This is a genomic window from Faecalibacterium sp. Marseille-Q4164, assembly GCF_017377545.1.
GTDB lineage: Bacteria > Bacillota > Clostridia > Oscillospirales > Ruminococcaceae > Faecalibacterium > Faecalibacterium duncaniae.
Genome location: NZ_JAFREJ010000001.1, coordinates 215,656 through 242,617 on the forward strand (window position 1 = coordinate 215,656; position 26,962 = coordinate 242,617).

Genomic DNA, 26,962 nt, shown 5'->3' on the forward strand with positions numbered 1-26,962 from the left:
CGGCAGCTCCCCTAGTAGGGGAGCCCTTGGCAGGCCGTTGCGTTTTCGTGGTCTGACGCTTCGCTCCTATTTGCCCTGCTGGCGCAAAGTCTTACCCTTGCGGCAGGAGTGCGTTTTGGAGCCGATAGGCGATCATTGCGAAAAATGAACCCTATGCCAAGGCCTCCCCTACTAGGGGAGGTGGCATCGAGCGAAGCGAAGATGACGGAGAGGTTTAACCGTCAGCGAAGGCTGAGAGGTTGTACCAAGGCGAGGCCTGACCCCGAAGCGATAACGGCAAAGAGGCTATGCGGGACAGTGTCCCGCTCCATAAGCGATACCACCACGTCAGGAGGCGATCCTTATCTCAAACGAATCGAGAAAGATCCACCGCGGCGCTGCACGCACGGACGTGCAGCCCACGGGGGGACGTAAAGTGAATGTGAGCAACAGCCGCAGGGAAGAGCCGCCCAAGCGCGGGCGTGCCCCCAGGGAGCCAAAGGAGCCCCGGGAAAAGGCGAAGCACCCCATCCTCAGGGCGCTGGGCCGCACGCTGGCTACCCTCATCTGCCTGGGCATCATGGTGTGCAGCCTGGCGGCAGTGGCGGCGGTGTACTACGCCGTGCAGGCCACGGCCAACGACGGCAACCTGCTGGACCTGGACAACATCGAGCTGAGCCAGTCCAGCACCGTGGTGGCCACCGACCCCGACACCGGCGCGCAGGTGGAGTATGCCACCCTGCGCTCCTCCAACAGCCACCGGGTCTGGGCAGACCTGGAACAGATCCCCACCAACCTGCAGTATGCGTTCATCTGCACCGAGGACAAGGACTTCTACAACGAGCCGGGCGTGAACTTCAAGCGCACCATCGGTGCCATGGTCAACGAGTATCTGCTGCCCATCTACAGCTCCAAGCAGGGCGCTTCCACGCTGGAGCAGCAGCTCATCAAGAACCTGACCAGCGACAAGAGCGCCAGCGGCGTGGAGGGTGCGCTGCGCAAGCTGCGCGAGATCTACCGCGCCCTCTGCCTGAGCCGCGCTTACTCCAAGGAGACCATTCTGGAGGCCTACCTGAACACCATCAGCTTCACCGGCACCATTCAGGGCGTTCAGACAGCGGCCAACGAGTATTTCAACAAGGACGTGAGCCAGCTCACCCTCTGGGAGTGCGCCACCATCGCGTCCATCACCAAGAACCCCACCAACTACAACCCCTACACCAACCCCGAGAACCTGATCCACCGCCGCAACTTCATCATGTATAATATGTGGCAGCAGGGCATCATCTCGGAGGAGGATTACCGCAACGGCGCGGCCCAGCCCCTTGTGCTGGCCGAGGAGGACACCAACAAGAAGACCTCCTCCGTGACCAGCTACTTCACCGATGCCCTCTTCACCGAGGTGGTCCACGACATCATGGACAAGGAGGGCGTGGACGAATCCACGGCCCAGTCCATGCTTTACACCGGCGGCTATACCATCGAGGCCACCGTCAACCCCAAGATGCAGACGGCCATGGAGAACCTGATGCTTAACGAGGGCGACGCTTACTTCCCGGCCGGCTGGCATGAGGAAGAGGTGACCAGCATCTCGGACGATGACGTGCAGGTGATGAACGCCGATGGCACCCCCAAGACCCGCACCGGCGACGACGGCACCGTGTACTACTACCGCAATGTCCGCACCCAGGCGGCCATGGTCACGCTGGACTATGACGGCAACGTGCTGGCCATGGTGGGCGGTCTGGGCGAAAAGACCAAGAGCCTTTCCCTGAACCGTGCTTACAGTGTGACCCGGCAGACCGGCTCCACCATCAAGCCCATCGGCGCGTACGCGCTGGGCGTGGAGTACGGGCTGGTGAACTGGTCCACCATGCTCAACAACTCGCCCCTGTACCAGAAGCAGGACATGGTCATCCGGGATGAGGACTACTGCCGCAAAAACGGCCTGATGGGCCTTTCCGACAGTCAGCTCAAGGCCTACCCCAACGCATGGCGCAGCTGGCCCCGCAACTACGGCGGCAATTATGGTGACGGCAGCGACCTGCCCCTGTGGAACGGTCTGGCCCGCTCCCTGAACACCATCGCCATCCGGGTGGGCGACCTGGTGGGCGCAAGCAACATCTTCAACTTTGTCTACAACACCCTGCAGCTGACCACCCTGGACCCCGCCAACGACGTGGGCCTTGCCCAGCTGGTCATGGGCAGCCAGACCCACGGCGTGACCCCCACGGCGCTGGCCGCTGCCTTCCAGATCTTCTATGACGGCGAGTACACCACCCCGCACCTGTACACCCGTGTGCTGGACCGGGACGGCAACATCTACCTGGAGAACAACGCCACCAGCTATCAGGCCCTGACCCCGCAGACAGCCTATATTATGAACCGTCTGCTCAAGAACGTGCTCTACTCCAACGTGGGCACCGCCAGCGGCCGCTACCCCAACTCCAACGGCATGGAGTCCTTTGGTAAGACCGGTACCGCCAGCGACGAAAAAGATCTGTGGTTCGTGGGCGGCACGCCCTACTACGTCACCGCTGTCTGGTGGGGCTACGACGCGCCTTACGATATGACCAACACCCTGGGCAAGAATCAGGCCAAGACCCGCACCTGTGTCACGGCGTGGAAGGCCTATATGGAGCAGGTGCAGGCAAACCTGCCCTATAAGGCATTCCCCACCAGCGACGGCGTGGTGGAGCGCGCCTACTGCACCCAGAGCGGCCTGCTGGCCGGGGCCAACTGCCCCAGCCGCGCCACCGGCTACTACCGTGCCGATGACCTGCCCGATACCTGCAACTACTCCCACAGCAGCGGCGTGGCCGCAGCACAGAGCGCGGACACCGCCCCCGTTGTGGGTCAGGATACCACCGGGCTGGATACGGATTGAACCTTTTAGGCGGCCCTTCTAGACGGCCCTCTCAGTCTCGCTGCGCTCGACAGCTCTCCCAAAGGGAGAGCCAACGCATCTGCAAGGGGAGAGGGTGCTGAAGGCTAAACCTCTCAGCCGTCGCTATCGCTCGGCAGCTCCCCTAATAGGGGAGCCCTTGGCAGGCCGTTGCGATTTCGTGGGTTGACGCTTTGCTCCTGTTTGCCCTGCTGGCGTAAAGCCTAATCCTTGCGGCAGGAGTGCGTTTTGGAGCGTCAGCGATCATTGCGAAAAATGAACCTTATGCCAAGGCCTCCCCTACTAGGGGAGGTGGCAAAACCGACAGGTTTTGACGGAGAGGTTTAATACCGTCAGCACCCCCTAAAGGCCGGGCCACAATAGCCTCTCCCTTTGGGAGAGGTGGCATCCCGCAGGGATGACGGAGAGGGCACAAGGCCAGCCTCTGTTAAAAGTCACACTTTCTCAATTCCGGTGCGACAGCTTGCCACTTCACGCTCCAAAACTGGATAATCTGACAAAAAAGCATCCGGTCTCTTGCAATGCAGGGGGCCGGATGCTATTATATTCCCTGTAAGAACACTTGTGTTTGTGAGGTGAACAAGTTGGAACGCCGTTTTTATCTGGTGGACGCGGAGGTCCTGCCCGAGGTCTTCCTGAAAGTGGTCAAGGCCAAGGAGCTTCTGGCAAGCGGGGAAGTGCGCAGCATCTCGGCTGCGACCCGCAGCGTGGATCTTTCGCGCAGTGCTTTTTATAAATATAAGGACTGCATCTTTGATTCTGAAAATGGCCGCGAGGTCGTGACCGTAATGGCAACGCTCCGGGATGAAACAGGCGCGCTGCAAAGCCTGCTGGCGGGTATCAGCGCCGCCGGGGCAAGCATTGTTACCATCAACCAGTCCACGCCGGAAAACGGCGCAGCGCTGGTTGCCGTTACCATCCGCACCGATACCATGCAGATGACCCCTGAGGAGCTGACGGAGCGGTTGAGCCGCCAGCGCATGGTGGTGGGCGTGCACTGCGGGTATAACCTGTAAGAGCACCAGAACAGTCAGGAAATAGGAACGAGGGTTGAACTATGGCAAAGATCGCGATTTTAGGCTTTGGCACGGTGGGCAGCGGCGTGTACGAGGTGCTGTGCCGCAACGCCGCCGGTGTTTCCCGCCGGGCCGGTGAGCCGGTGGAGGTCAAGTACATCCTTGACCCCAAGGATTTCTCCGCTCATCCGGCGGCAAACCTCTTCATCAAGAACTTCGATACCATTCTGGAAGACCCGGAGATCCGGGTGGTGGTGGAGACCATCGGCGGCACCCGCTTTGCATACCCCTACGTCAAGGCCTGCCTCGAGAGCGGCCGCAGCGTGTGCACCTCCAACAAGGAGATGGTGGCCACCTACGGCGCGGAGCTGCTGGCGCTGGCCAAGGCACACAACTGTGCCTTCCTGTTCGAGGCCTCCGTGGGCGGCGGCACCCCCATCATCACCCCCATGCACCAGTGCCTGGCCGCCAACGTCATCACCGAGGTGGAGGGCATCGTGAACGGCACCACCAACTTCATGCTGACCAAGATGGTGCGGGAGAACCTGGGCTTTGACGAGGCCCTGAAGATCGCGCAGGAGCTGGGCTATGCCGAGACCAAGGACCCCGGCGACGATGTGGACGGCCGGGATGCCTGCCGCAAGATCGCCATCCTGTCCTCGCTGGTCTGCGGCCACCAGATCTACCCCCAGAACATCCCCACCCGGGGCATCCGGGACATCACCGTGGCCGATGTGGCTGCGGCGGAGCGGCTGAACTGTGTCATCAAGCTCATCGCATGGATGAAGCGGGGCGGCGACGGCAGCGTGGCCGCCGGTGTGGAGCCCTGTCTGGTGCCCAGGAGCCACCAGCTGGCCGGTGTGGACGATGTGTTCAACGCCGTGCTGGTCAAGGGTGATATGCTGGGCGACGTGGTGTTCTACGGCAAGGGCGCGGGCAAGCTGCCCACCGCCAGCGCTGTGGTGGCCGATGTGGTGGATGCCCTCAAGAACGGCTCCAAGGTCCACGACAGCCTGTTCTGGCAGCCTGCGGAGCCGGTGGAGGGGATGCTCACCGACCCGGCTCCCGCCGCATATTATGTGCGTGCAGCGGGCGTTGCTCCCGCCGTGGTGGAAGCCATCTATGGTAAGGGCCGTGTGGTGGATGAGCACTTTGACGGCTGCTCCTATCTGGTGGAGCAGGCCGACGCAAAGGCCATGGCCGAGGCAGCCCGCAAGGTGGAGACCGTGGGCGGCAGCGTGAAGCTGGTGCTGAAAAAGCTGCCCGAGGAAGCATGAGAAAAGGGGACGGACGATGAAGATCAAAGTTTCTGTTCCGGCCACCAGCGCCAACGTAGGCTCCGGCTTCGACGCGCTGGGTCTGGCCGTGACCCTGTACAACACCGTGACCTTTGAGGAGAGCGATAAGCTGGACATCTCGGCGGCGGACGGCACCCGCATCCCCCGCAACGAGAGCAATCTGGTGTACCGCTCGGCCAAGGGTCTGTTCGACAAGGTGGGCAAGAAGATCCCGCCCCTGAAGATCGTGCAGACCAACCCCATCCCCATGGCCCGGGGCCTGGGTTCCTCCTCGGCCTGCATCATCGCGGGCCTGCTGGGCGCGAACCGGATGCTGGGCGATGTGCTCAACACCCAGGAGCTGCTGACGCTGGCCACGGCCATTGAGGGCCACCCCGACAACGTGGCCCCGGCCCTGCTGGGCGGTTTGACCAGCAGCGTCTTTGAGGACGGCGTGGTCTACTCCGTCAAGCGGGATGTGGACCAGAGCCTCTGCTTTGCGGCCGTCGTGCCGGACTACAAGCTGCTGACGGAGGCCGCCCGCGCGGCCCTGCCCAAGCAGGTGGCCCACAAGGATGCCGTGTATAACCTGTCCCGGGCCGCGCTGGTGCCTGCCGCCTTCTGTGAGGGCCGGCATGACCTGCTGGGCATTGCCACCGAGGATAAGCTCCACCAGCCCTACCGGATGCCCCTGATGCCCGGTTCCCGGGAGGTGTTCGCGCTGGCAAAGCAGTGCGGGGCAAAGGCCGTGTATGTATCGGGTGCCGGTTCCACCGTGATGGCGGTGGCCGAGCGCGCGGAGGCTGAGCGTTTTTATGCCGGGCTGCGTGCCGGGCTGGAAACGCTGGAAGGCCTGGACGGATGTGAAGCATTTACACTGTTAGAGCTGGATGCAGATAATACCGGCGCAACTGTGGAATGATATAAATTGGGAGAAACTAGAGGAGAGTGACAAACTATGGCGTTGATCGTACAGAAGTTCGGCGGTTCTTCGGTGAAGGACCGGAACCGTATCTTCAACGTGGCCCGCATCGTGGCCAACACCCACAAGGCGGGCAATGACGTGGTGGTGGTGGTGTCTGCACAGGGCGACACCACCGACGACCTGATCGCAAAGGCCGCTGAGATCACCCACAACCCTTCGGCCCGTGAGATGGATATGCTGCTGGCCGCCGGTGAGGAGATCAGCATCGCGCTGCTGGCCATGGCTCTGAACGAGCTGGGCTGCCACGCCACCAGCCTGACGGGCTGGCAGGCGGGCTTCCGCACCGACCGTGCCTACACCAAGGCACGCATCACCCGCATGGAGACCGAGCGCATTTCCTCCGAGCTGGAGCGCAACCGCGTGGTGGTCGTGGCAGGCTTCCAGGGCCTGAACAAGCTGGATGATATCACCACCCTGGGCCGCGGCGGCTCTGATACCAGCGCCGTGGCCATTGCAGCGGCCCTGCACGCGGACCGCTGCCAGATCTACACCGATGTGGAAGGCGTTTACACCGCAGACCCCCGCAAGGTGCGCAACACCCGCAAGCTGGAAGAGATCACCTTTGACGAGATGCTGGAGCTGGCCTCTCTGGGTGCGCAGGTGCTGAACAACCGCAGCGTGGAGCTGGCAAAGAAGTATAATGTGGAGCTGGAAGTGCTGTCCAGCCTGAATCCCGTGCCCGGTACGGTGGTCAAGGAGGTTACAAAAGACATGGAAGGTATGCTGATCAAGGGTGTTGCAAAGGACACCGATGTTGCCGTTATCACGATCCTGAACGTTCCCGATGAGCCGGGCACCAGCTTCAAGATCTTTGGCCTGCTGGCCCAGAAGAACATCAACGTGGATATCATCCTGCAGTCCACCGGCCGCGACGGCAAGAAGGATATCTCCTTCACCTGCGCCGAGGGCGAGGCTGAGACCGCCATGCGCGTGCTCAAGGAGAGCGGCAAGTTCAAGGATGCCACCTGCGACGAGACCTGCGCAAAGGTCTCCATCGTGGGTGCCGGTATGCAGAGCCACAGCGGCGTTGCCTCCAAGATGTTCGAGGCTCTGTCCAACAACAACATCAACATCAAGATGATCTCCACCAGTGAGATCAAGATCTCCTGCATCATTGCCCGTGACGACGCTGACAAGGCGGTCAGCGCCATCCACGATATGCTGTTTGACTGATTGAAACACTTTGGGGCGGTTCGCCCTCTCCGTCAATGCTGACGCATTGCCACCTCTCCCAAAGGGAGAGGCAATGGCGGCTTCGGGACAGGGCACTGCAAATTTGCAGTTGTCTGCCTGTCAGATGCGTTGGCTCTCCCTTTGGGAGAGCTGTCGAGCAAAGCGAGACTGAGAGGGCCCGCCCCTTTTTTGCAAAAGCGAGGGGAAAGTATTATGTTGGAATCGATCAAATGCAGCACCTCGGGTGCATACTACCTGCGGGGGCAGTGGGTGCCCGCCGACGCGCAGGCTCCTGCGGCACTGGCAGCCGCAGGCGTGACTGCGGAGCAGGCCGGCCAGGCCTACAAGGGCACCATGGCCTACGGCATCCTCACCGCCCACAACACCAGCGGCAGCGACCGGGATCTCCGGATCAAGTTCGATGCCATGGCAAGCCACGACATCACCTTTGTGGGCATCATCCAGACGGCCCGTGCCTCGGGGCTGGAAAAGTTCCCCATCCCCTATGTGCTGACCAACTGCCACAACAGCCTGTGCGCTGTGGGCGGCACCATCAACGAGGATGACCACCGCTTCGGCCTGTCCGCTGCCAAAAAGTACGGCGGCATCTTTGTGCCGCCCCACATGGCGGTCATCCACCAGTACATGCGTGAGCGCTTTGCGGGCTGCGGCAAAATGATCCTTGGCTCCGATTCCCACACCCGCTACGGCGCGCTGGGCACCATGGCCATCGGCGAGGGCGGCGGCGAGCTGGCAAAGCAGCTGCTGGGCCGCACTTACGATGTGGCCCGCCCCGGCGTGGTGGCCATCTGCCTGACCGGAGCTCTGCCCGCAGGCTGCGGCCCCCACGATGTGGCCATTGCACTGGTGGGCGAGCTGTTCAAGAGCGGCTATGTCAAGAACAAGGTCATGGAGTTTGTGGGCCCCGGCATTGCCTCCCTGCGGCAGGATACCCGCAACGCCATTGATGCCATGACCACCGAGACCACCTGCCTTTCCTCCATCTGGGAGACCGATGAAAAGACCCGGCAGTTCCTCACGGTCCATGGCAGGGCAGGGGACTACAAGCCCCTGCACCCGGCAGAGCTGGCCTATTACGACGGCGTGGTGAGCGTGGACCTTTCCAAGATCCGGCCCATGATCGCCCTGCCCATGCACCCCTCCAACGCCTTTCCCATCGAGGAGCTGAACGCCAACCTCAAGGACATCCTCCACGAATGCGAGGAGAACGTCCAGCAGCTGGTGGGCCGCTCCGACGTGAAGCTGGATCTGTGCAGCAAGATCGAAAACGGCAGGCTCCGGGTCGATCAGGGAGTCATCGCAGGCTGCGCGGGCGGCCTGTTTGACAGCATCTACGAGGCCGCTTCCATCCTCAAGGGCCATACCGGCGGCTGCGGGGACTACGCCCTCAGCGTTTACCCCGGCAGCCAGCCCATTATGATGGAGCTGAACCGCACCGGCGTGCTCACCGACCTGATGGCCAGCGGTGCCACCATCCGCACGGCCTTCTGCGGCCCCTGCTTCGGCGCGGGCGATGTGCCTGCCAACGGGGCGCTGTCCATCCGCCACACCACCCGCAACTTCCCCAGCCGCGAGGGCTCCAAGCCCGGCAGCGGCCAGCTGGCAGGCGTGGCCCTGATGGATGCCCGCAGCATTGCCGCCACCACGGCCAACGGCGGCATCCTGACCCCCGCAACGGAGGTGGATTACGACCCCACCGTGCCCGAATATCACTACGATCCCTCCAGCTACGAGGCCCGGGTGTATCAGGGCTTTGGCCACAGCGATTATGATGCCCTGCTCAAGCTGGGCCCCAACATCAAGGACTGGCCCGAGATCGCCCCGCTGGGCGACAACCTGCTGCTGAAGGTGGCCTCCTACATCACCGACCCCGTCACCACCACGGACGAGCTCATCCCCTCGGGTGAGACCTCTTCCTACCGCTCCAACCCCCTGGGTCTGGCTGAGTTCACCCTCAGCCGCAAGGACCCCGCCTATGTGGGGCGCGCCAAGGCCGTGCAGGCCGAGGAAGCCGCCCGCCGGGCCGGGCAGGGGGATGCCGCCCTGCTGACAAAGATCCGTGCCGTGCCCGGCTGTGAGGCCCTGACCTGGGACGATGTACAGCTGGCCTCCACCATTTTTGCCGTCAAGCCCGGCGACGGCTCTGCCCGTGAGCAGGCCGCCAGCTGCCAGCGCGTGCTGGGGGCCGGGGCCAACATCGTCAACGAGTACGCCACCAAGCGTTACCGCTCCAACCTCATCAACTGGGGCATGCTGCCCTTCCAGCTCAACGGTGCGGCTCCCTTCGGCCTGGGGGACTACATCCTCATTCCCCATGTCCGGGAAGCCCTCAAGGGCGATCTGCAGAACATCCCTGCCTATGTGCTGGGTGAGGAAGTGAAGCCCTTCGCCCTCTATATGGCACCGCTGACCTCCGATGAGCGGGAGATTTTGGCAGACGGGTGTTTGATCAATTATTATAAGCATTAAACCTCTCAGCCGTCGCTGACGCTCGGCAGCTCCCCTAGTAGGGGAGCCCTTGGCAGGCCGTCGCGTTTTCGGGGGTTGGCGCTTCGCTCCTGTTTGCCCTGCTGGCGCAAAGTCTTACCCTTGCGGCAGATGCCGGTTTTGGAGCCGACAGGCGATCATTGCGAAAAATGAACCTTATGCCAAGGCCTCCCCTACTAGGGGAGGTGGCATCGAGCGAAGCGATGATGACGGAGAGGTTTAGCCCGTTTTATTCTCAGGAGGTTCCATTCCATGCCCGGCGATCTACACAACCACACCACCTATTCCGACGGCTCCGTGCCCGTGGCCCGGCTGCCCCTGATGGCAGCCCGGGTGGGGCTGGATGCCATGGCCATCTCTGACCACGATACGCTGCGCAGCGTGCAGTATGCCTACGACCACCCGGTGCAGGATGGGGTAAAGCTCATCCCGGCCACCGAGCTCACCGGCTACGATTACGAGCGCCAGCACCGGGTCCACCTGCTGGCCTACTGGCCCGACCCCGAGAGCGAGGCCCTGCGCCGCCACTGCGATATCATGCGCCAGCGCCGCAACGAGTGCTGTTTGCAGAGCGCCCGGGAGCTGGAAGCCATCTTCCCCCAGTTCCGCACCGAGCAGGCGCTGGAATACGCCAGAGACAGCGGCGTGCTCTATAAGAGCGGCATCATGCAGGCGCTGCGGGAGCTGGGCCTTGCCGACAGCATCTACGGCGAGCGCTACCATGAGCTGTTCGGCTGGAACCCGCGGGGCAGGGTGCTCCATTCGCCCGAGTACATCCCGGTGCGGGAGGTGCTGGCCACAGCCAGAGCCGCCGGTGCCGTGGTGGTGTTCGCCCACCCCACCGTGTACAAGAGTATGCCCCTGCTCCGGGAGCTGGTCAGGGAGGGGATGGTGGACGGCATCGAGATCGACCACCCCAGCAACAGCCCCGAGGACAAGGCCGAGTGTGCCGCCCTCTGTGGGCAGTATCACCTCATCCACACCGGCGGCACCGACTTCCACGGGGCCAACCACAAAAAGGTCTATCCCGTGGGCACCTGCACCACCCCCGATGACCAGATCGCGCGGATCGAGGAGCTGGCGAGGAAGAGAAAAAAGTAAACCGATTTGAGCATTCTTATGAGAACTGCCAAGGCCTCGCCCTTCGGGAGAGGTGGCATTGCGTCAGCAATGACGGAGAGGGTGAGTTCGGTAAAGTCCGTGAGCATCCTCACCCTCTCAGTCTCGCTTTGCTCGACAGCTCCCCCGAAGGGGGAGCCCTTGGCAAAGAGGGCAGGTTCCGCCTCTTGCAGGAACGTTGTTTTTGTAGTATACTGTGGGCAAGTCAAAAAGAGAGGATGTTTTCCATGAGCAAATCTTTCAGCTTCCCCAATGTGGGCACCTGTTCCAAGCAGACCAACATCGTGCTGAACGATGACCACACCATCGAGTCCGTTGAGGTCATCGGCGGCTGCAACGGCAACCTCAAGGGCATCAGCCGCCTGCTCAAGGGCATGAAGGCCGAGGATGCCATCGCCCGCATGGAGGGGACCACCTGCGGCCCCCGCCCCACCAGCTGCCCCGACCAGATCGCCAAGAACCTGAAAAAGGCTCTGGCAGAGATGTAACCATCAACGCAGAGAAAGCGTCGTGCATTGCACGGCGCTTTTTTGCTGTGCAGCGCCCTCTCAGTCTCGCTTTGCTCGACAGCTCTTCCAAAGGGAGAGCCAACGCATCGTCTCAATTCAGCAGCCCCTAAAGGCCAGGCCGCAATTGGCTCCCCCCTCGGGGGAGCTGGCAAAGCCGATAGGCTTTGACTGAGAGGGTTGACACAAACCGCTGATTTTTTTCCATTCACCGGGCCTATACTTTGCTGTGTATGAAACAATACAGCAAGGAGCAGAGCATGAGCATTTGGGAAGCATTCGGCATGGGCAGACACAAGGGGTTTTCGCGGGAGGCAGGGCTGCTGCTGGACGAAGCCGTGGAGCTTGCGGGCAGCATGGGCTGTGCCCGGGCGGATACCGGGCACCTGCTGCTTGCCATGCTGCAGACCGACCGCGGCCCGGCGGGGCGGTTTCTGGTGGGCAAGAACATCACCGAGCCCGCCGTGCGCCGTCAGCTGGCCGAGGGCCGCACCAGCCCGGCCCGCCAGCTGGACAGAAAGGCGCTGGCCCCAGACCTGCGCCGGGCTATGGATTATGCCCTCATCGGGGCACAGAACGCCCACCTGCCCAAGGCGGAGCCGGAGCACCTGCTCTGTGCCATGCTGGAGGATACCGACTGCGCGGCGGGGGTGCTGCTGGCCTCCATGGGGGTGCAGCTGGCCGAGGCCGTGCGGGAGTGCCGCCAGATCTCGGGGCAGTTCATCCTGCCCGGCACGCCCCGGGCCAGCGCCATGCCCCGGGGCAGCCGCGCCAGCGATAAGTATTGCCGCGACCTGACCCGCCGCGCGGTGGACGGCGAGCTGGACCCGGTGTTCTGCCGGGATGCGGAGCTGGACCGGATGGTGGAGATTCTGTGCCGCCGCCAGAAGAACAACCCCTGTCTGGTGGGGGAGCCGGGCGTGGGCAAAACGGCCCTTGCCGAGGGCCTTGCCCAGCGCATCGCCAGCCGGAACGTGCCCCGGATGCTGCAGGGGCGGCGGCTGCTGGCGCTGGATATGGCCAGTCTTGTGGCGGGCACCAAGTACCGGGGCGACTTTGAGGAGCGGTTTAAGACCCTTCTGGAGGAGCTTGTGCGGGACGGCAGCGCCATTTTGTTTGTGGACGAGTTCCACACCATCGTGGGAGCCGGCGCGGCAGAGGGTGCCATTGATGCCGCCAGCATCCTGAAGCCCGTGCTGGCCCGGGGGGAACTGCAGCTCATCGGGGCCACCACCGATCAGGAGTTCCGCACCCATATCCAGAAGGATGCCGCGCTGGAGCGCCGCTTTGGCCGGGTGCAGATCGAGGAGCCCACCCCGGCACAGGCTGCGGCGATCCTGGAGGGGCTTGCCCCCCGCTACGAGCGGTACCACAGCGTGCATCTGCCGCCTGAGACACTGCGGGAGGCCGTGGAGCTCTCGGTGCGGTACCTGCCGGGGCGCTTCCTGCCCGATAAGGCCATCGACCTTGTGGACGAGGCCTGTGCCGCTGCCCGCATCCGCGCCGAGCGGGAGGGGAAAGCAGACCCCACCCTCACCCGGGAGGACATTGCCCGGGTGGTGGCGCAGGCCAGCGGTGTGCCCGTGGAGCGGGTGGGGGAGAAGGAGCGGGAACGGCTGGACAAGCTGGAATCCCGCCTCAACGCCGAGATCGTGGGCCAGCAGAAGGCAGTGGCGGCGGTGGCCGGGGCCATCCGGCGCAGCCGCACCGGGCTGGGGGAGCCGGGCCGCCCCATGGGGGCCATGCTCTTTCTGGGGCCCACCGGCGTGGGCAAGACCGCCCTTGCCAAGGCCCTTGCCGCCAGCTGGTTCGGCAGCGAAAAAGCTCTGCTCAAGTTCGATATGTCGGAGTATCAGGAGCAGCACACCACGGCCCGCCTGCTGGGCGCGCCTCCGGGCTACCTTGGCCACGATGAGGGCGGTCAGCTCACCGAAGCCGTCCGCCGCCGCCCGTACAGCGTGGTGCTCTTTGACGAGATCGAAAAGGCCCACCCGGATATCCAGAATATCCTGCTGCAGATCCTGGAGGACGGCCAGCTCACCGATGCCATGGGCCGCAAGGCCGATTTCCGCAATACCATCGTCCTGCTCACCTCCAACTTGGGGGCACGCTTTCTGGCCGGGCAGAGCGCCCCGCTGGGTTTTGCAGCGGGCAGCGAAGCCGTGTTCGAGAAGCAGTCGGCCCAGGCCATTGAGGAAGCCAAGAAGTGGTTCCGGCCCGAGCTGGTGGGGCGGCTGGATGAGCTCATCGTGTTCCGTCCCCTTGCAGAGGACAGCCTGTGTGCCATCGCCGAGAAGCTGCTGGGTCAGCTGGAAGCCCGTGCCGCCCGCAATGGGTATCAGCTGACCCATACGCCCCGGGTGGGAGCAGTGCTGGCCGCAAGGGCGCGCTCGCCCTATGGGGCCCGGGAGCTGCGGCGGCAGGTGGACCGCGCCGTGGAACAGGCCCTCGCCAACCAGATCGCCTCCGGTACGGCCCACACCGGCCAGCACTGGACCGCCGACTGCACGGTGGATGGGGCAATCGTGTTGGAAGAGGGGGAAGTAGTAGAGCAAACCATCGGCTAAACCCCTCAGTCACGCTCCGCGTGCCAGCCCCCCTAATAGTGGGGCCCTTGGCATAAGGTTCATTTTTCGCAATGATCGCCTGTCGGTTCCAAAACCGACATCTGCCGCAAGGATAAGACTTTGCGCCAGCAGGGCCAACAGGAGCGAAGCGCCAGACCTCGAAAACGCGACGGTCTGCCAAGGGCTCCCCTACTAGGGGAGCTGCCGAGCGTCAGCGACGGCTGAGAGGTTTAGCCGTAAGCACCTTCTCCCCTTACAGATGCATTGGCTCCCCCTTCGGGGGAGCTGGCGAGCGAAGCGAGACTGAGAGGGTGAGCACGCTTCCCCCTTGCATCCTCCGGCGTTTTCGTTTATCATAGAGAAAGCGAAATGCCCCAAGGAGGAAACCATGCGCTATTTGTTTTTACTGAATCCCGCTGCGGGCAAGCAGGACTGCACTGCCCAGCTCATCCCGCAGATCAGAGCCGCTGCCGCCCGGGCCGGGTGGAGTGAGGCGGATTATACCATCCACACCACCGAATATGCGGGCCACGCCCGGGAGCTGGCCCGTGCCGCAGCCCAGGAGGCGGCGCAGGCAGGGGACAGCCTGCGCATCTGGACGGCGGGCGGCGACGGCACCTTCATGGAAGCCATGACCGGCGTGCAGGGCTTTGCCAACGCCGCCGTGGGCTGCCTGCCCTACGGCAGCGGCAACGACTTCCTGCGCACCTACGGCACCCGGGCAGAGTTCACAGACCTCGATGCCCAGCTGGCGGGCGGGGAAGTGACCATCGACCTGTTGGAGACCAGTTTGGGCCTGTCCGCCACCATCTGCGCGGCGGGTCTGGACGCACAGGTGGCCTACGGCATCCCCAAGTTCCGGCGGCTCCCCCTGTGCGGCGGCGAGGTGTCCTATCTGCTCTCCATCGTGGAGCAGCTCTGCGGGCACATCGGCCGCAGGGTCACCTTTACCATCGACGACGAGGAGCTGACCGTGGACTGCCTGATGTGCGCTATCTGCAATGGCCGGGCCTATGGCGGCGGTTTCCTTGCCGCCCCCGAGGCCGACCCCGCCGACGGCTGGCTGGACGTGATGATCGTCCGCAGGGTGGGGCGGCTGACCATTGCCAAGCTGCTGGGGATGTACAAGAGCGGCCGGCACTTTGTGAACGGCCAGCTCACCGAGGAGGCAAAGCCCTACTTCCTCTACCGCCGTGCCCGGCGGGTGGCGCTGCGCCCCGCCGATGGCCGCGGCCCCATCGTTGCCACCGCCGACGGCGAGTGCGCCCCCTGTGATGCGGTGGAGGCTGTTCTGCGCCCCCTGAGCGGCCGCATCCTCCTGCCTGCCCCGGCGTATGAGCGGTTTGTGGCGAAAAGGAGCAGAGCGGACGTAAAATAAGAAGATGTTTGGATGAAAAAGAGCAGTCTCTCCGGAAAAGAGAACTGCTCTTTTTTCGATGTAAGGATACTTTTTCGGGTGGTCACAAATTGTTCAAAAAGAAAAATCAAAAAGGTCTTGATTTTTCAGTTCAAGATGAGTACAATACACTTAGCACTCAGAGAAAAGGAGTGCTAAACAACCAAAGGCCCGGCAGAAACGGGCCGAAGGTGCCAAAAAAGTTTTCATTATATTTTATTATAGGAGGGCAAGAACTATGAAGATCATTCCTCTTGCAGACCGTGTTGTTATCAAGGCCGTTGAAGTCGAGGAGACCACCAAGGGCGGCCTCATCCTGACCGGCAGCGCCAAGGAGAAGCCCCAGGTGGCTGAGGTCGTGGCTGTTGGCCCCGGCGGCATCGTGGACGGCAACGAAGTCAAGATGACCGTGAAGGTTGGCGATAAGGTCCTGACCAGCAAGTACTCCGGTACTGAGGTCAAGGTGGACGGCGAGGAGTGCACCATCGTGCGTCAGGGCGATATCCTGGCCATCGTGGAGTAAGTTTCCCCTCTGAAATTGAAATTTGAGCTTTGAAGGAGCGATTTGATTATGGCAAAACAGATCAAGCAGGGCGAGGATGCCCGCAAGGCACTGTGTGCCGGTATTGATACCCTGGCAAATACCGTGAAGATCACCCTGGGCCCCAAGGGCCGCAATGTGGTGCTGGGCAAGAAGTTCGGCGCACCTGTCATCACCAATGACGGCGTGACCATTGCCAAGGAGATCGAGCTGAAGGACGAGTTCGAGAACATGGGCGCACAGCTGGTGCGTGAGGTCGCAACCAAGACCAACGATGCTGCAGGCGACGGCACCACCACCGCAACCGTTCTGGCACAGGCCATGGTCACCGAGGGCATGAAGAACGTTACCGCCGGTGCCAACCCCATGGATATCCGCCGCGGCATGAGCAAGGCTGTTGCCAAGGCCGTTGAGACCATCAAGGCCCACAGCCAGAAGGTCAAGGACAGCAACGATATCGCCCGCGTTGGCACCATTTCTGCCGGTGACCCCGAGATCGGCCGCCTGATCGCCGAGGCCATGGAGAAGGTCACCTCCGACGGTGTCATCACCATCGAGGAGAACAAGACCACCGCCGAGACCTACAACGAGATCGTGGAAGGTATGCAGTTTGACCGCGGCTACCTGACCCCCTATATGGTCACCGATACCGACAAGATGGAGGCTGTTCTGGACAACGCCGCCATCCTGATCACCGATAAGAAGATCAGCGTCATCCAGGATCTGGTCCCCCTGCTGGAGCAGGTCATGCAGAACGGCATGAAGCTGCTGGTCGTGGCTGAGGACATCGAGGGCGAGGCTCTGTCCACCCTGATCGTCAACCGCCTGCGCGGCACCCTGAACGTCTGCGCTGTCAAGGCTCCCGGCTTTGGCGACCGCCGCAAGGAGATGTTGCAGGATATCGCTATCCTGACCGGCGGCACCGTTGTGTCCGCTGATCTGGGCTATGAGCTGAAGGACGCTACCGTCCAGATGCTGGGCCATGCCCGTCAGGTCAAGGTCACCAAGGAGAACACCACCATCGTGGGCGGCGCAGGCGATAAGGATGCCATTGCAGCCCGCATTGCACAGATCCGCAACCAGATTGAGGCTTCCACCAGCGATTTCGACCGTGAGAAGCTGCAGGAGCGCCTGGCAAAGCTGGCCGGCGGCGTTGCAGTCATCAAGGTCGGTGCTGCTACCGAGGTCGAGATGAAGGATAAGAAGCTGCGCATCGAGGACGCTCTGAACGCAACCAAGGCTGCTGTTCAGGAAGGCGTTGTCGCTGGCGGCGGCACCGCTCCCATCAACGCCATCCCCGCTGTGCGCGCCCTGTGCGACACACTGGAAGGCGACGAGCGCACCGGTGCCAAGATCGTCCTGAAGGCTCTGGAGGCACCTCTGCGCCAGATCGCCAAGAACGCCGGTCTGGAAGGCAGCGTCATCATCGACAAGATCGTCTCTGCCAACAAGCCCAACTATGGCTTCGACGCTCAGAACGAGGTCTTTGTTGAGGATATGATCGCCGCCGGTATCGTTGACCCCACCAAGGTCACCCGTTCCGCTTTGGAGAACGCAGCATCCGTCGCTGAGATGGTGCTGACCACCGAGAGCCTGGTCGCTGACCTGCCCGAACCCCCTGCTGCTCCCGCAGCCGGTGGTGACATGGGCGGCATGGGCGGCATGTACTAATAACTGCCTAAAAACCGCATGAATCCTTGATTTTTGGAGCGCGCAAAAGCGGATTTACGCCAAACTTACGCCACTTACGCCAAAAATCAAAGCGCATGATAGGGTAACAAAATCGACACTCGCTGAAAAGCGGGTGCCGATTTTTTTGTCTAGGGGATTTGAAGAAAGAGCGATTCGCTGGTGGACTCTGTGCCGGGCAGAGCGTCAGCGAATTTTTCTGCGTGATGGCATATTGACAAAATTCAATCACGCGAGTATAATGATGATGGAAGAATGCAAAAATACCATCATGTTCAAAAGGAGTGAACTGAATGAACCTGAGCGTGTCCGATGTTGAGAACTATCTTGAAGCCGTGAAATGTGCGGTGAAAGCACACCGCTACAGGCTGGATATGAATGCTAAACGCCCGGATAATCGAAAACTCTTTGATACGTATCTGCTTACCATGAGGGATGCAGAAAACATCATTCTGAATCTGAACGTAATGGACTTCTCAGACGCAGTTCCGAATGAACACGCTGGCTTTGAACATGAGACACTCTATATCTTTGGAAAAGAAGTTCTGTTGATCGAACGATACGGAACAGCGGAAAAGCTGGTGCCGCTTTACATCAAGTTCAACAAGCTGGACAACGAATTCGTCATCGTGATCTCATTCCACGAGCAACGCCATCCGCTGACTTACTACTTCAAATAAATGAGCACAAAAGAAGGAGAGGACACTATGCGCGAACGAAAGGACTTCTGCACAGAATGCCGCAGAGAAACGAGCTACACCCTGAGGAAAATCAAAATCAACCAGACTATCCGGGAAAAGGAATATACTTTTGAAATCACGGCTGCTTTCTGCAACGAATGCGGCGGCGAAATGGGGATTCCCGGCCTGATGGACTACAACGTAAAGGAAATGGATGAGCAGTACCGCAAAGCGGAGGAGATCATCACGGTGGAGGACATCGAACGCCTGATGAAACTCTACAACATCGGCAAAGCACCGTTGTCGTTGGCACTGGGCTTTGGGGAAGTGACCATCACCCGTTATCTTGCCGGGCAGGTGCCGTCCAAAGAGTACTCGGATATCATGTTGCACGCATTGGCATCGGCTTCCTATATGAAGGAACTGCTGGACCAAAACCGTGAGAAGATCGGAGAGACCGCCTACAAAAAGGCCTACACGGCTGCAACGCAACTGGAAAACCTCTATGTGGCTGTCCCGGTGGAACTGCTGGCGGTGATCGCCTATATCTTCTCAGCGCTGCATGAGGTGACACCGCTGACCCTGCAAAAGCTTTTGTATTATATTCAGGGCAACTATGCGGCGATTTATGACAAACCGCTGTTTGATGCTCCTTGTGAAGCGTGGGTGCATGGCCCGGTGTATCGCAATGTCTATAATCTGTTCCGAGATTTTAAGTACAACCCCATTGATGATGACCGCTTTGTTCCGTTGAAGGAGAGTGCGCTGCCGCTCACCCCGGAGGCCAAAGAGGTGGTAGACCGGGTGCTGGATACCTTTGGTATGTACAGCGGAAAGGTTCTGGAAAGCATCACCCACAAAGAAGCCCCTTGGCTGGATGCCCGGAGGGGTTTTCTGCCGGACGAAACTTCTCATGCGGAGATTTCGCTGGATGCGATGAAGGCGTACTTCAAAAAGGTGGATGAGAAGTATAATATTCGGACAGAGGATGGACTGCGGAAGTATATCGGCAAAATGTTATAATAAGTCGGACTATGCACAACGGCAGGTTAATTTATTATGAACAGCATTGATTACTTGGTAAAAAGTGCTATAATTAAAGTGCCCCATACGAAAGGTATGGGGGAAGGAGATTGTTGTCAACTCTCCTGCTAGAATATTCTCGAGAATATTTAGCAGCACAGTTGACACGGTTGTTGATGCTGATGTAGCAAATGCTAGAATCAGACTGATTGATGAAATCACGACAATCGCCTCCCAGTCAATTATACCATAATTGATGATTGCGCTAACAGAATAGCTGGGAACTCTGAAAATCCTTTATGGTAATAGGGGTAACCACGTCAAACGTATATCCATCGGCTTAGAGACGCTATTCCTCGTGCCGATGGATATTGCATTTTAGGGGTATTAAAGCAATGGATGCTTGGTTAAGTGATAAGAAGACAATTCAAAGAAGCAAGCGATATTATGCACATTTTGATGTGCGAACAGATATCGGTCGCATGAAAGATTATGTTTCAAATCCAAAAGCAGTTGCAGCGCATGGATTTTATCCATTTATCCATTATGAGATGGATATGAGCAAGTTTAAAAGAGGAAAAGGAGTAGTTCCTAAAAAACGTGATATTTGCTATGCAGCACATATTGATCGGTGCATTTATCAGTATTACAGTCACATTTTGAATGAGAAATATAACGAGCGAACGACTTGTGATGGGATTTCTAATGTTGCGGTTGCCTATCGAACAAATTTAAGAAAGAGCAATATTCAATTTTCCAAAGCGGCCTACGATTTTATCCGTAAGACAGAAAACTGCTATGTGATGATTGGCGATTTTACGCATTTCTTTGATAACTTAGACCATGCTTATTTGAAGAAGCAATGGTGCTCGTTATTGGAATGCGAAAGATTACCAAAGGATCATTATAATGTGTTTAAGAATATCACGTCATTTAGTCAATGGGAACTGACGGACTTGTTGGCTATAAATGAACTGAAAGACAACAAAGCAGGTCATCGCGCACTCAATAAACAATCAAGAGTATTAACAGCGGAACAATATAAAAACAATCGTTCTCACATACAGCCAAATATGAACCATTACGGGATACCACAAGGATCACCTATTAGTGGAATGTTGGCGAACCTCTATATGCTGGAAGTTGATAAGCAAATCCATGATCTAGTTGAACAATATCACGGATTTTATATGCGGTATAGTGATGATTTTATTGTGATAGTGCCGGATGAACCTAACAATAATGCGCTGAATGTCTTCTCTGAAGTGAGAGCATTTATTGCAAGTGCTCCTAGATTAAAATTGGAGCCGAGCAAAACCCAATATTTTCATTATAAGGAAGAGAAGGTTGAGAATATTGGAAAAGCGATAGACAAAGGTGCAGACGATAGTAAAAAATTTATCAATTTTTTAGGATTTTCGTTTAATGGAACGAAAGTGTTTATCCGCTCTAAAACGACGGCCAAATACTATTACCGGATGCACAGAAAGGCAAAAAATATTGCAAAAACAGGAGGGTATACCAGAAAAGGAAATCATATCAATCTTTCTGGTCTGTATACGCTTTATTCTGAACATGGTGCAAAGAGCAAACGAGGAAATTATTTTACCTATATTGAGCATGCTGAAGAAGAGTATGGACAAGATGAAGAAATTCGACATGATTTGAAAAATAATATGGGAAAAATAAGAAAAGTTCTAAAAGGTATTTAATTAGAACTTTTGTATGATAAAACAGCCGCCCAGCGACCTTACGGTCTCGCTGGGCGGCTTATTTTTTGCGTTTCCACAACAGATATTCTTCGTAGCGGTGCATCTCGTTTTGTTCTTCTTCGGTCAGGCGCTGGCGCTGTTTGCGAGCCTCGTCCGAGGGATCGATGTCGGTCAGACCCAGCAGGTAGTCGGCGGAGGTGCCGTAGAGCTTGCAGATGGCAAGCAGCACATTGCTGAAGGGGTAGCTTTTTCCCTGTTCCCACGCACGGATAGACCAAACGGAGATACCAAGCTTGTCCGCAAGGGTCTGCTGTGTGTCATCATTCAGTTTGCGGAGTTCTGCCAATCGTTCCCCAAGCATAGCTTGACCACCTTTCCTTACTACTAGTATATGAATCACTCCTACTTTTGACGAAAAGTGGCTGTACAATACTAGACAAGGCAAAAAGTAGCTGTATAATACTAGTATAAGGCGGAACTAGTACAAAAATGCTACTTCCGCCGCAACGCTAAGGCAAAGCGAGGGAATCCCCGTTGGAACAACTGATCGACTTTCACGCACCGGAAGTGCAGGCGGTGCTGGATACGCTACTAAAAGATAAATCCACCGGTAAAAACATCATCTGGGCCACCGACCCGCCGGAGGAGCTGCAAACGGTAATGTACGAACCGGTGACGGATAGATCTCAGATTACCACCCAGCAGCTCGGGCTGACCCACTACGAGGTGGTGCTGCCCCGGATGATGAAGCAGACCGACACCCAGCAGCAGCGCACCCGCAAAAAGGGCGAAGTGTTCAGCCCCGCATGGGTCTGCAACAAGATGAACAACGCACTGGACGCCGACTGGTTCCGTGGGCTGGGGGCAGAGGAGAGCGCCGGGCAGTTCACGGTGGAGCTGCTCCAAGGCTGGCAGACGGTGGAAACGCCGGTGCAGTTTCCGGTTTGCAAGGGCAGGACTCCGGCATGGGTGCAGTATGTGCAGAGCCGCCGCTTGGAGGTGACCTGCGGCGAAGCCCCCTTTCTGGCGTCCCGGTACGATGCCGCCACCGGCGAGATGATCCCGGTCGCCCGGCGCATTGGCATTCTGGACCGCAAGCTGCGTGTGGTAAGCGAGAACGCTGCCACAGAGGACGAGTGGCACAAATATGCCACCCATGCGGTGCAGTCCACCTACGGCTATGAGTATCAGGGAGATAATCTTTTGCTGGCGCGGGTCAACCTGCTGCTGACCTATGCAGAGCATCTGCAAGCCCGGTGGCAGCGCAAACCCACAAAAGAGGAACTGCAACCCATCGCCAACATCATCAGCTGGAACCTGTGGCAAATGGACGGCTTGCACCTGTCTGTGCCCGGCGGCAAGCCCCAGCCGGAGACAGAACAGCTTGACCTCTTTTCCATGTTCGGGGCGGCAGAGCCGCAGCCGCCCGCGGTATCCTGTAAAGTGAAAAATTGGCGCAAGGGCAGCCATGGAACCGCCCAGAACTTTGAAACCATTCAGGAAGGGAGTACCAGCATGAAGTTTGATTATGTTATCGGAAACCCACCGTATCAGGATGAGATGGAGGGAACGTCGGATAACCCTGTTTATAACTTGTTTATGGATGCCACATATCCTATGGCATCAGTGGTAGAACTTATTACACCCGCCCGATTTTTATTCAACGCTGGTAAAACTCCAAAAACTTGGAATGAAAAAATGTTGAATGACGAACATTTGAAAGTTCTGTACTATGAACAGAATAGCGCAAAGATTTTCAATAACACTGACATAAAGGGCGGCGTAGTTATTACATACCATGACAGAGAAAAAGAATGCGGTGCAATACAAATCTTTACGGCATATCCGCTTTTGAATACAATCATTCAAAAGGTGAAAAAGCAAATAAAGAGTTCTCTTAGTGATATTGTATTTGCTCCAGAAAGCTATAAATTTACTAAACAAATGTATGTAGATCATCCTGAAATCCTGTCAATGACAATGATTTCAAAGGGAAAAGAAGTACCATTGATAAGCAAAGGACACGACTACGATTTGACATCTAACATATTTGATAAGCTATATAATATCGTGTTTTTTGAAACAAAACAAGGCGCAGATGAATGTGTTGAGATATTCGGCAGAAAATCAAATGAACGTGTATGCTTATACGTTAATAGGAAATACATTGCAAAACACCCGAATCTTGATAAATATAAGCTATTCTTCCCTAAAGCTAATGGCTCTGGACGATTTGGTGAAGTTATGACAGATTCAGATATTGGAGAAAAAGGCGTTGGACATACGCAAACGTTTATTAGTATTGGAGCCTTTGATACGAGAGAAGAAGCTAAAAATCTTCAGAAGTATCTAAAGTGTAAACTTGCGCGCGCGTTGCTATATGTTCTAAAAGTAACCCAAGATAACAAAAAGTCTGTTTGGAAATACGTTCCCCTTCAAGATTTTACCGCCCATTCCGACATTGATTGGAGCAAGTCGGTGGCGGAAATCGACCAGCAGCTTTACCGCAAGTATGACCTGACCGCGGACGAGATCGAATTTATCGAGACCCATGTAAAGGAGATGGCATAATGGCTGGCATAACCCTGCGCACTGCCCGGCAGGTGGTGCCCATGATCTACGCCTATACCACCCCGGAAATTGCCCGGCACAACGGCTGGACGAAGATCGGCTACACCGAGCAGTCGGTGGACAAACGCCTGAAACAGCAGACCCACACCGCCGATGTGCTGTTCCACGAGGAGTGGCGGGGCAATGCCGTCTACGATGACGGCAGCGGCGAGGTGTTCACCGACCACGATTTCCACGCCTACCTCCGCAAGCTGAACGTGGAGAACGACCGCAAAAACGAGTGGTTCCATCTGGATGGGCAGCAGTCCCGGCGGTATTTTCAGGATTTCCGCATGAACCGGGGCCGGGTGCAGCTGGATGCAGCCATCGCCTACACCCTGCGGGAGGAGCAGGCAAGGGCTGTCCGCGACACCAAAACCTATTACCAGAGCCACCCCGGCGGGGAATACCTCTGGAACGCCAAGCCCCGCTTTGGCAAAACGCTTTCCGTCTACGATTTCTGCAAGCAGGTCGATGCACAGACGGTGCTCATCGTCACCAACCGTCCTGCCATCGCCAACAGCTGGTACAGCGACTATGTGAGCTTTCTGGGCAGGGAGTCCGGCTATCTGTTCGTCAGCCATGTGGATGCTTTTGCCGGGCAGCCCCATGTGCTGGACGAGCAGGGCTATCTGGATGCCGCCGCACAGGGCGAGGAACTGTATAAGCGCATTGAGTTCGTCAGCCTGCAGGACATGAAAGGCTCCAAGTATTTCGGCGGCGAGTACGACAAGCTGCGCCACCTGACCGAGTTGAACTGGGATGTGCTGGTCATCGACGAAGCCCACGAGGGCGTGGACACCTACAAGACCGACCTTGCCTTTGACCGTATTCGCCGCAAGTTCACGCTGCACCTGTCCGGCACGCCTTTCAAGGCGCTGGCGAACGACAAGTTTGCCGGGGATGCTATCTTCAACTGGACCTACGCGGACGAGCAGGCCGCCAAGCGGAACTGGCAGGGCGCACCGGGGCAGCAGAACCCCTACGCAAACCTCCCCATGCTCAACCTCTACACCTACCAGATGTCCGAGATCATCCGGGACGAAATTCAGCAGGGCGTGGAGATCGACGGCGAAACGCAGGAATTTGCCTTTGACCTGAACGAGTTCTTCAAGGTGAAGTCGGGCGGCAGCTTTGAGCACGAAGCTGAGGTGGACCGCTTTCTGGATGCCATGACCACCCAGAACAAATTTCCGTTTTCCACCCCGGAACTGCGTGCCGAGCTGAAGCACACCTTCTGGCTGCTGAACCGGGTGGACAGCGCCAGAGCGCTGGCGAAAAAGCTGCAGGCGCACCCGGTGTTCCGGGACTATGAGGTGATCCTTGCCGCCGGTGACGGCAAGCTGGACGACACGGACGAGAACCAGAAGAGTTTTGACCGGGTAAAAGCTGCCATCGCCCACCACGAAAAGACCATCACCCTGTCGGTGGGGCAGCTGACCACCGGTGTCACCATCCCGGAGTGGTCGGCGGTGCTGATGCTCTCCAACCTGAAAAGCCCGGCGCTGTATATGCAGGCGGCATTCCGTGCCCAGAACCCCTGCCTTTTCCACGAAAACGGCACCTTCCGCCGCAAAGAGAACGCCTATGTGTTCGATTTTGACCCCGCCCGCACTCTGCTGATCTACGAGCAGTTCGCCAACGATCTTTCACAGGACACCGCCAGCGGCAAGGGCGACACCGAGGAGCGCAAGGCGCACATCCAGAATCTGCTCAACTTTTTCCCGGTCATCGGCGAGGACGAGGAAGGGGAGATGATCCCGCTGGATGCAGAAAAAGTCCTCAGCATCCCCCGGAAGATCAAATCCAAAGAAGTGGTGCGGATGGGCTTCCAGAGCAATTTTTTGTTCCAGAACATTTCCAACGTGTTCAGTGCGCCGCAGGAGGTGCTGGACATTCTGCAAAACTTCCAGCCCATCAGCGAAGCAAAGGCAAAGCCCATCCAGATCACCCCGGACACCGGCGCAGACCTCTCCCTGAACGACAAGGGCGAGGTGGATTTGGACGAGGGCTACGTCATCGGCAAGGCAGCGGATGTATTTGGGGCGAAAATTTACGAGAGCACCCCGGCACTGGACACCGCCCTGCAAGACCTGACCGATGCCCCGGCTCCTGCCAAAGAAGAGCATCTGGAACCCCTGAAAAAGAGCATCACCAAGGAGATCATCGCTCCTATGGTGGAGCAGGCAAAGCAGGAGTATGGGCGGGACCTGAAGCTGTCCGACCAGAAGCGGTTTGAGAGCACCGCCAAAGCCAAGATGGACGTGGCGGTGAACAAGGTGGTGGACAACTACCGCATCGACCAGAGCCAGCTGGAGACCCAGCGCACCCAGCAGCTGCAAAGCTGCACCACCGCCCAGCAGCGCCAGCAGGTGAACCGGGAGTTTGACGCAAAGCAGCAGCAGAGCACCGCCGCCCTGATGGAGACGCTGCAATCCACCATCCAGCAGACGGCGCAGGAGATGCAGCAGACCATCGTGCGCACCGTGGAGACCAACCAGAAGGAGCAGGAGAAAAAGGGCTACGAGGACACCGTCCGTGACCATCTCCGGGGCTTCTCCCGCACCATCCCGTCCTTCCTCATGGCCTACGGCGACGAGACCGTGACACTGGCAAACTTTGACCGGATCATCCCGGACAAGGTCTTTCAGGAGGTAACCAGCATCACGCTGGAGCAGTTCCGCTTTTTGCGGGACGGCGGGCCGTACATCAACCAAGCCACCGGACAGGAGGAACACTTTGCAGGCCACCTGTTCGACCCGGTGGTGTTTGACGATTCGGTGAAGGAATTCCTGAACCTGAAGGTCAAACTGGCGGATTACTTTGACGAGAGTCGCACCGAGGATATCTTCGACTACATCCCACCCCAGAAAACCAACCAGATCTTTACCCCCAAGTGGGTGGTGAAAAAGATGGTGGACTTGCTGGAACAGGAAAATCCCGGCTGCTTCGATGACCCCGGCAAGACCTTCCTGGACCCCTACATGAAGTCCGGCCTGTACATTACGGAAATCGTCAAGCGCCTTTACCGCAGCGAGAAGATGCGGCAAGCCTTCCCGGACGATAACGCCCGGCTGGAACACATTTTTGCCAAGCAGGTCTATGGGCTTGCGCCGACCGAGATCATCTACCGCATTGCCATCAGCTACATTCTGGGCTTTGCAAAGGGTCACGGCATCACCGCCCACCATATCCGTCAGGCGGATACGCTGGAATTTGCCAAGGCGGGCACCATGGAAAGGGAACTGGATAAGATCTTCAGAGATTGACCAATAG

Annotated in this window: 18 protein-coding genes; 17 read left to right on the top strand and 1 reads right to left on the bottom strand. The window is 58.3% G+C overall.

Features of this window, described 5'->3' with window-relative positions; translation table 11 throughout:
• Positions 1-415: 415 nt before the first annotated feature.
• The 15 genes from J3352_RS01065 (at position 416) to J3352_RS01135 (ending at position 21,076) form a co-directional block, all read left to right on the top strand.
• On the top strand, positions 416-2,866 hold the full coding sequence (locus tag J3352_RS01065; RefSeq protein ID WP_156066157.1) for a transglycosylase domain-containing protein: 2,451 nt from the start codon (positions 416-418) through the stop codon (positions 2,864-2,866).
• A gap of 593 nt (positions 2,867-3,459) precedes the next feature.
• Positions 3,460-3,900, top strand: a complete 441-nt coding sequence (locus J3352_RS01070) for an ACT domain-containing protein (RefSeq protein WP_035394385.1) — start codon at positions 3,460-3,462, stop codon at positions 3,898-3,900.
• Between the two features lie 41 nt (positions 3,901-3,941).
• Positions 3,942-5,177: a homoserine dehydrogenase gene (locus J3352_RS01075; protein WP_097772263.1), complete on the top strand. Its 1,236-nt coding sequence runs from the start codon at positions 3,942-3,944 to the stop codon at positions 5,175-5,177.
• Between the two features lie 16 nt (positions 5,178-5,193).
• The gene (gene thrB, locus J3352_RS01080; RefSeq protein ID WP_156066155.1) at positions 5,194-6,099 is read left to right on the top strand and encodes a homoserine kinase; all 906 of its coding nucleotides are present in this window, start codon (positions 5,194-5,196) and stop codon (positions 6,097-6,099) included.
• 36 nt (positions 6,100-6,135) lie between these two features.
• The gene (locus J3352_RS01085; RefSeq protein WP_156057782.1) at positions 6,136-7,335 is read left to right on the top strand and encodes an aspartate kinase; all 1,200 of its coding nucleotides are present in this window, start codon (positions 6,136-6,138) and stop codon (positions 7,333-7,335) included.
• 213 nt (positions 7,336-7,548) lie between these two features.
• The gene (locus J3352_RS01090) at positions 7,549-9,825 is read left to right on the top strand and encodes a hydratase (RefSeq protein WP_156066153.1); all 2,277 of its coding nucleotides are present in this window, start codon (positions 7,549-7,551) and stop codon (positions 9,823-9,825) included.
• A 270-nt stretch (positions 9,826-10,095) separates the two neighbouring features.
• Complete coding sequence (locus J3352_RS01095) at positions 10,096-10,944, top strand: PHP domain-containing protein (RefSeq protein WP_097770749.1); 849 nt, start codon at positions 10,096-10,098, stop codon at positions 10,942-10,944.
• Between the two features lie 245 nt (positions 10,945-11,189).
• The gene (locus J3352_RS01100; protein ID WP_035394508.1) at positions 11,190-11,450 is read left to right on the top strand and encodes a TIGR03905 family TSCPD domain-containing protein; all 261 of its coding nucleotides are present in this window, start codon (positions 11,190-11,192) and stop codon (positions 11,448-11,450) included.
• A gap of 278 nt (positions 11,451-11,728) precedes the next feature.
• Complete coding sequence (locus J3352_RS01105) at positions 11,729-14,035, top strand: ATP-dependent Clp protease ATP-binding subunit (RefSeq protein WP_156066151.1); 2,307 nt, start codon at positions 11,729-11,731, stop codon at positions 14,033-14,035.
• 388 nt (positions 14,036-14,423) lie between these two features.
• Positions 14,424-15,413 (top strand): diacylglycerol kinase family protein, encoded by a 990-nt coding sequence (locus J3352_RS01110; RefSeq protein ID WP_156066149.1) that lies wholly within the window; start codon positions 14,424-14,426, stop codon positions 15,411-15,413.
• Positions 15,414-15,669: 256 nt separating this feature from the next.
• On the top strand, positions 15,670-15,954 hold the full coding sequence (groES, locus tag J3352_RS01115; RefSeq protein ID WP_005932536.1) for a co-chaperone GroES: 285 nt from the start codon (positions 15,670-15,672) through the stop codon (positions 15,952-15,954).
• 48 nt (positions 15,955-16,002) lie between these two features.
• Positions 16,003-17,643 (top strand): chaperonin GroEL, encoded by a 1,641-nt coding sequence (gene groL / locus J3352_RS01120; protein ID WP_098922586.1) that lies wholly within the window; start codon positions 16,003-16,005, stop codon positions 17,641-17,643.
• 311 nt (positions 17,644-17,954) lie between these two features.
• Entirely contained in the window at positions 17,955-18,341 is a 387-nt protein-coding gene (locus J3352_RS01125) for a hypothetical protein (RefSeq protein ID WP_005932542.1), read from the top strand.
• A 27-nt stretch (positions 18,342-18,368) separates the two neighbouring features.
• Entirely contained in the window at positions 18,369-19,364 is a 996-nt protein-coding gene (locus J3352_RS01130; RefSeq protein ID WP_035394022.1) for a type II toxin-antitoxin system antitoxin SocA domain-containing protein, read from the top strand.
• A gap of 395 nt (positions 19,365-19,759) precedes the next feature.
• Positions 19,760-21,076, top strand: a complete 1,317-nt coding sequence (locus tag J3352_RS01135) for a reverse transcriptase/maturase family protein (RefSeq protein WP_005932547.1) — start codon at positions 19,760-19,762, stop codon at positions 21,074-21,076.
• A gap of 58 nt (positions 21,077-21,134) precedes the next feature.
• Here the strand turns inward: J3352_RS01135 and J3352_RS01140 are convergent, their stop codons facing one another.
• Positions 21,135-21,437, bottom strand: a complete 303-nt coding sequence (locus J3352_RS01140) for a helix-turn-helix domain-containing protein (RefSeq protein WP_005932550.1) — start codon at positions 21,435-21,437, stop codon at positions 21,135-21,137.
• Positions 21,438-21,610: 173 nt separating this feature from the next.
• Here J3352_RS01140 and J3352_RS14220 point away from each other — a divergent pair, with 173 nt between their 5' ends.
• Both J3352_RS14220 and J3352_RS01150 read left to right on the top strand, forming a co-directional pair.
• Positions 21,611-23,647 carry an Eco57I restriction-modification methylase domain-containing protein gene (locus tag J3352_RS14220; RefSeq protein ID WP_242699832.1) on the top strand — a complete coding sequence of 679 codons (2,037 nt, stop codon included), beginning with the start codon at positions 21,611-21,613 and terminating at the stop codon, positions 23,645-23,647.
• The gene (locus tag J3352_RS01150) at positions 23,647-26,955 is read left to right on the top strand and encodes a DEAD/DEAH box helicase family protein (protein WP_097772257.1); all 3,309 of its coding nucleotides are present in this window, start codon (positions 23,647-23,649) and stop codon (positions 26,953-26,955) included. The genes J3352_RS14220 and J3352_RS01150 overlap by 1 nt, the downstream gene beginning before the upstream one ends.
• The last annotated feature ends 7 nt before the right edge of the window (positions 26,956-26,962 follow it).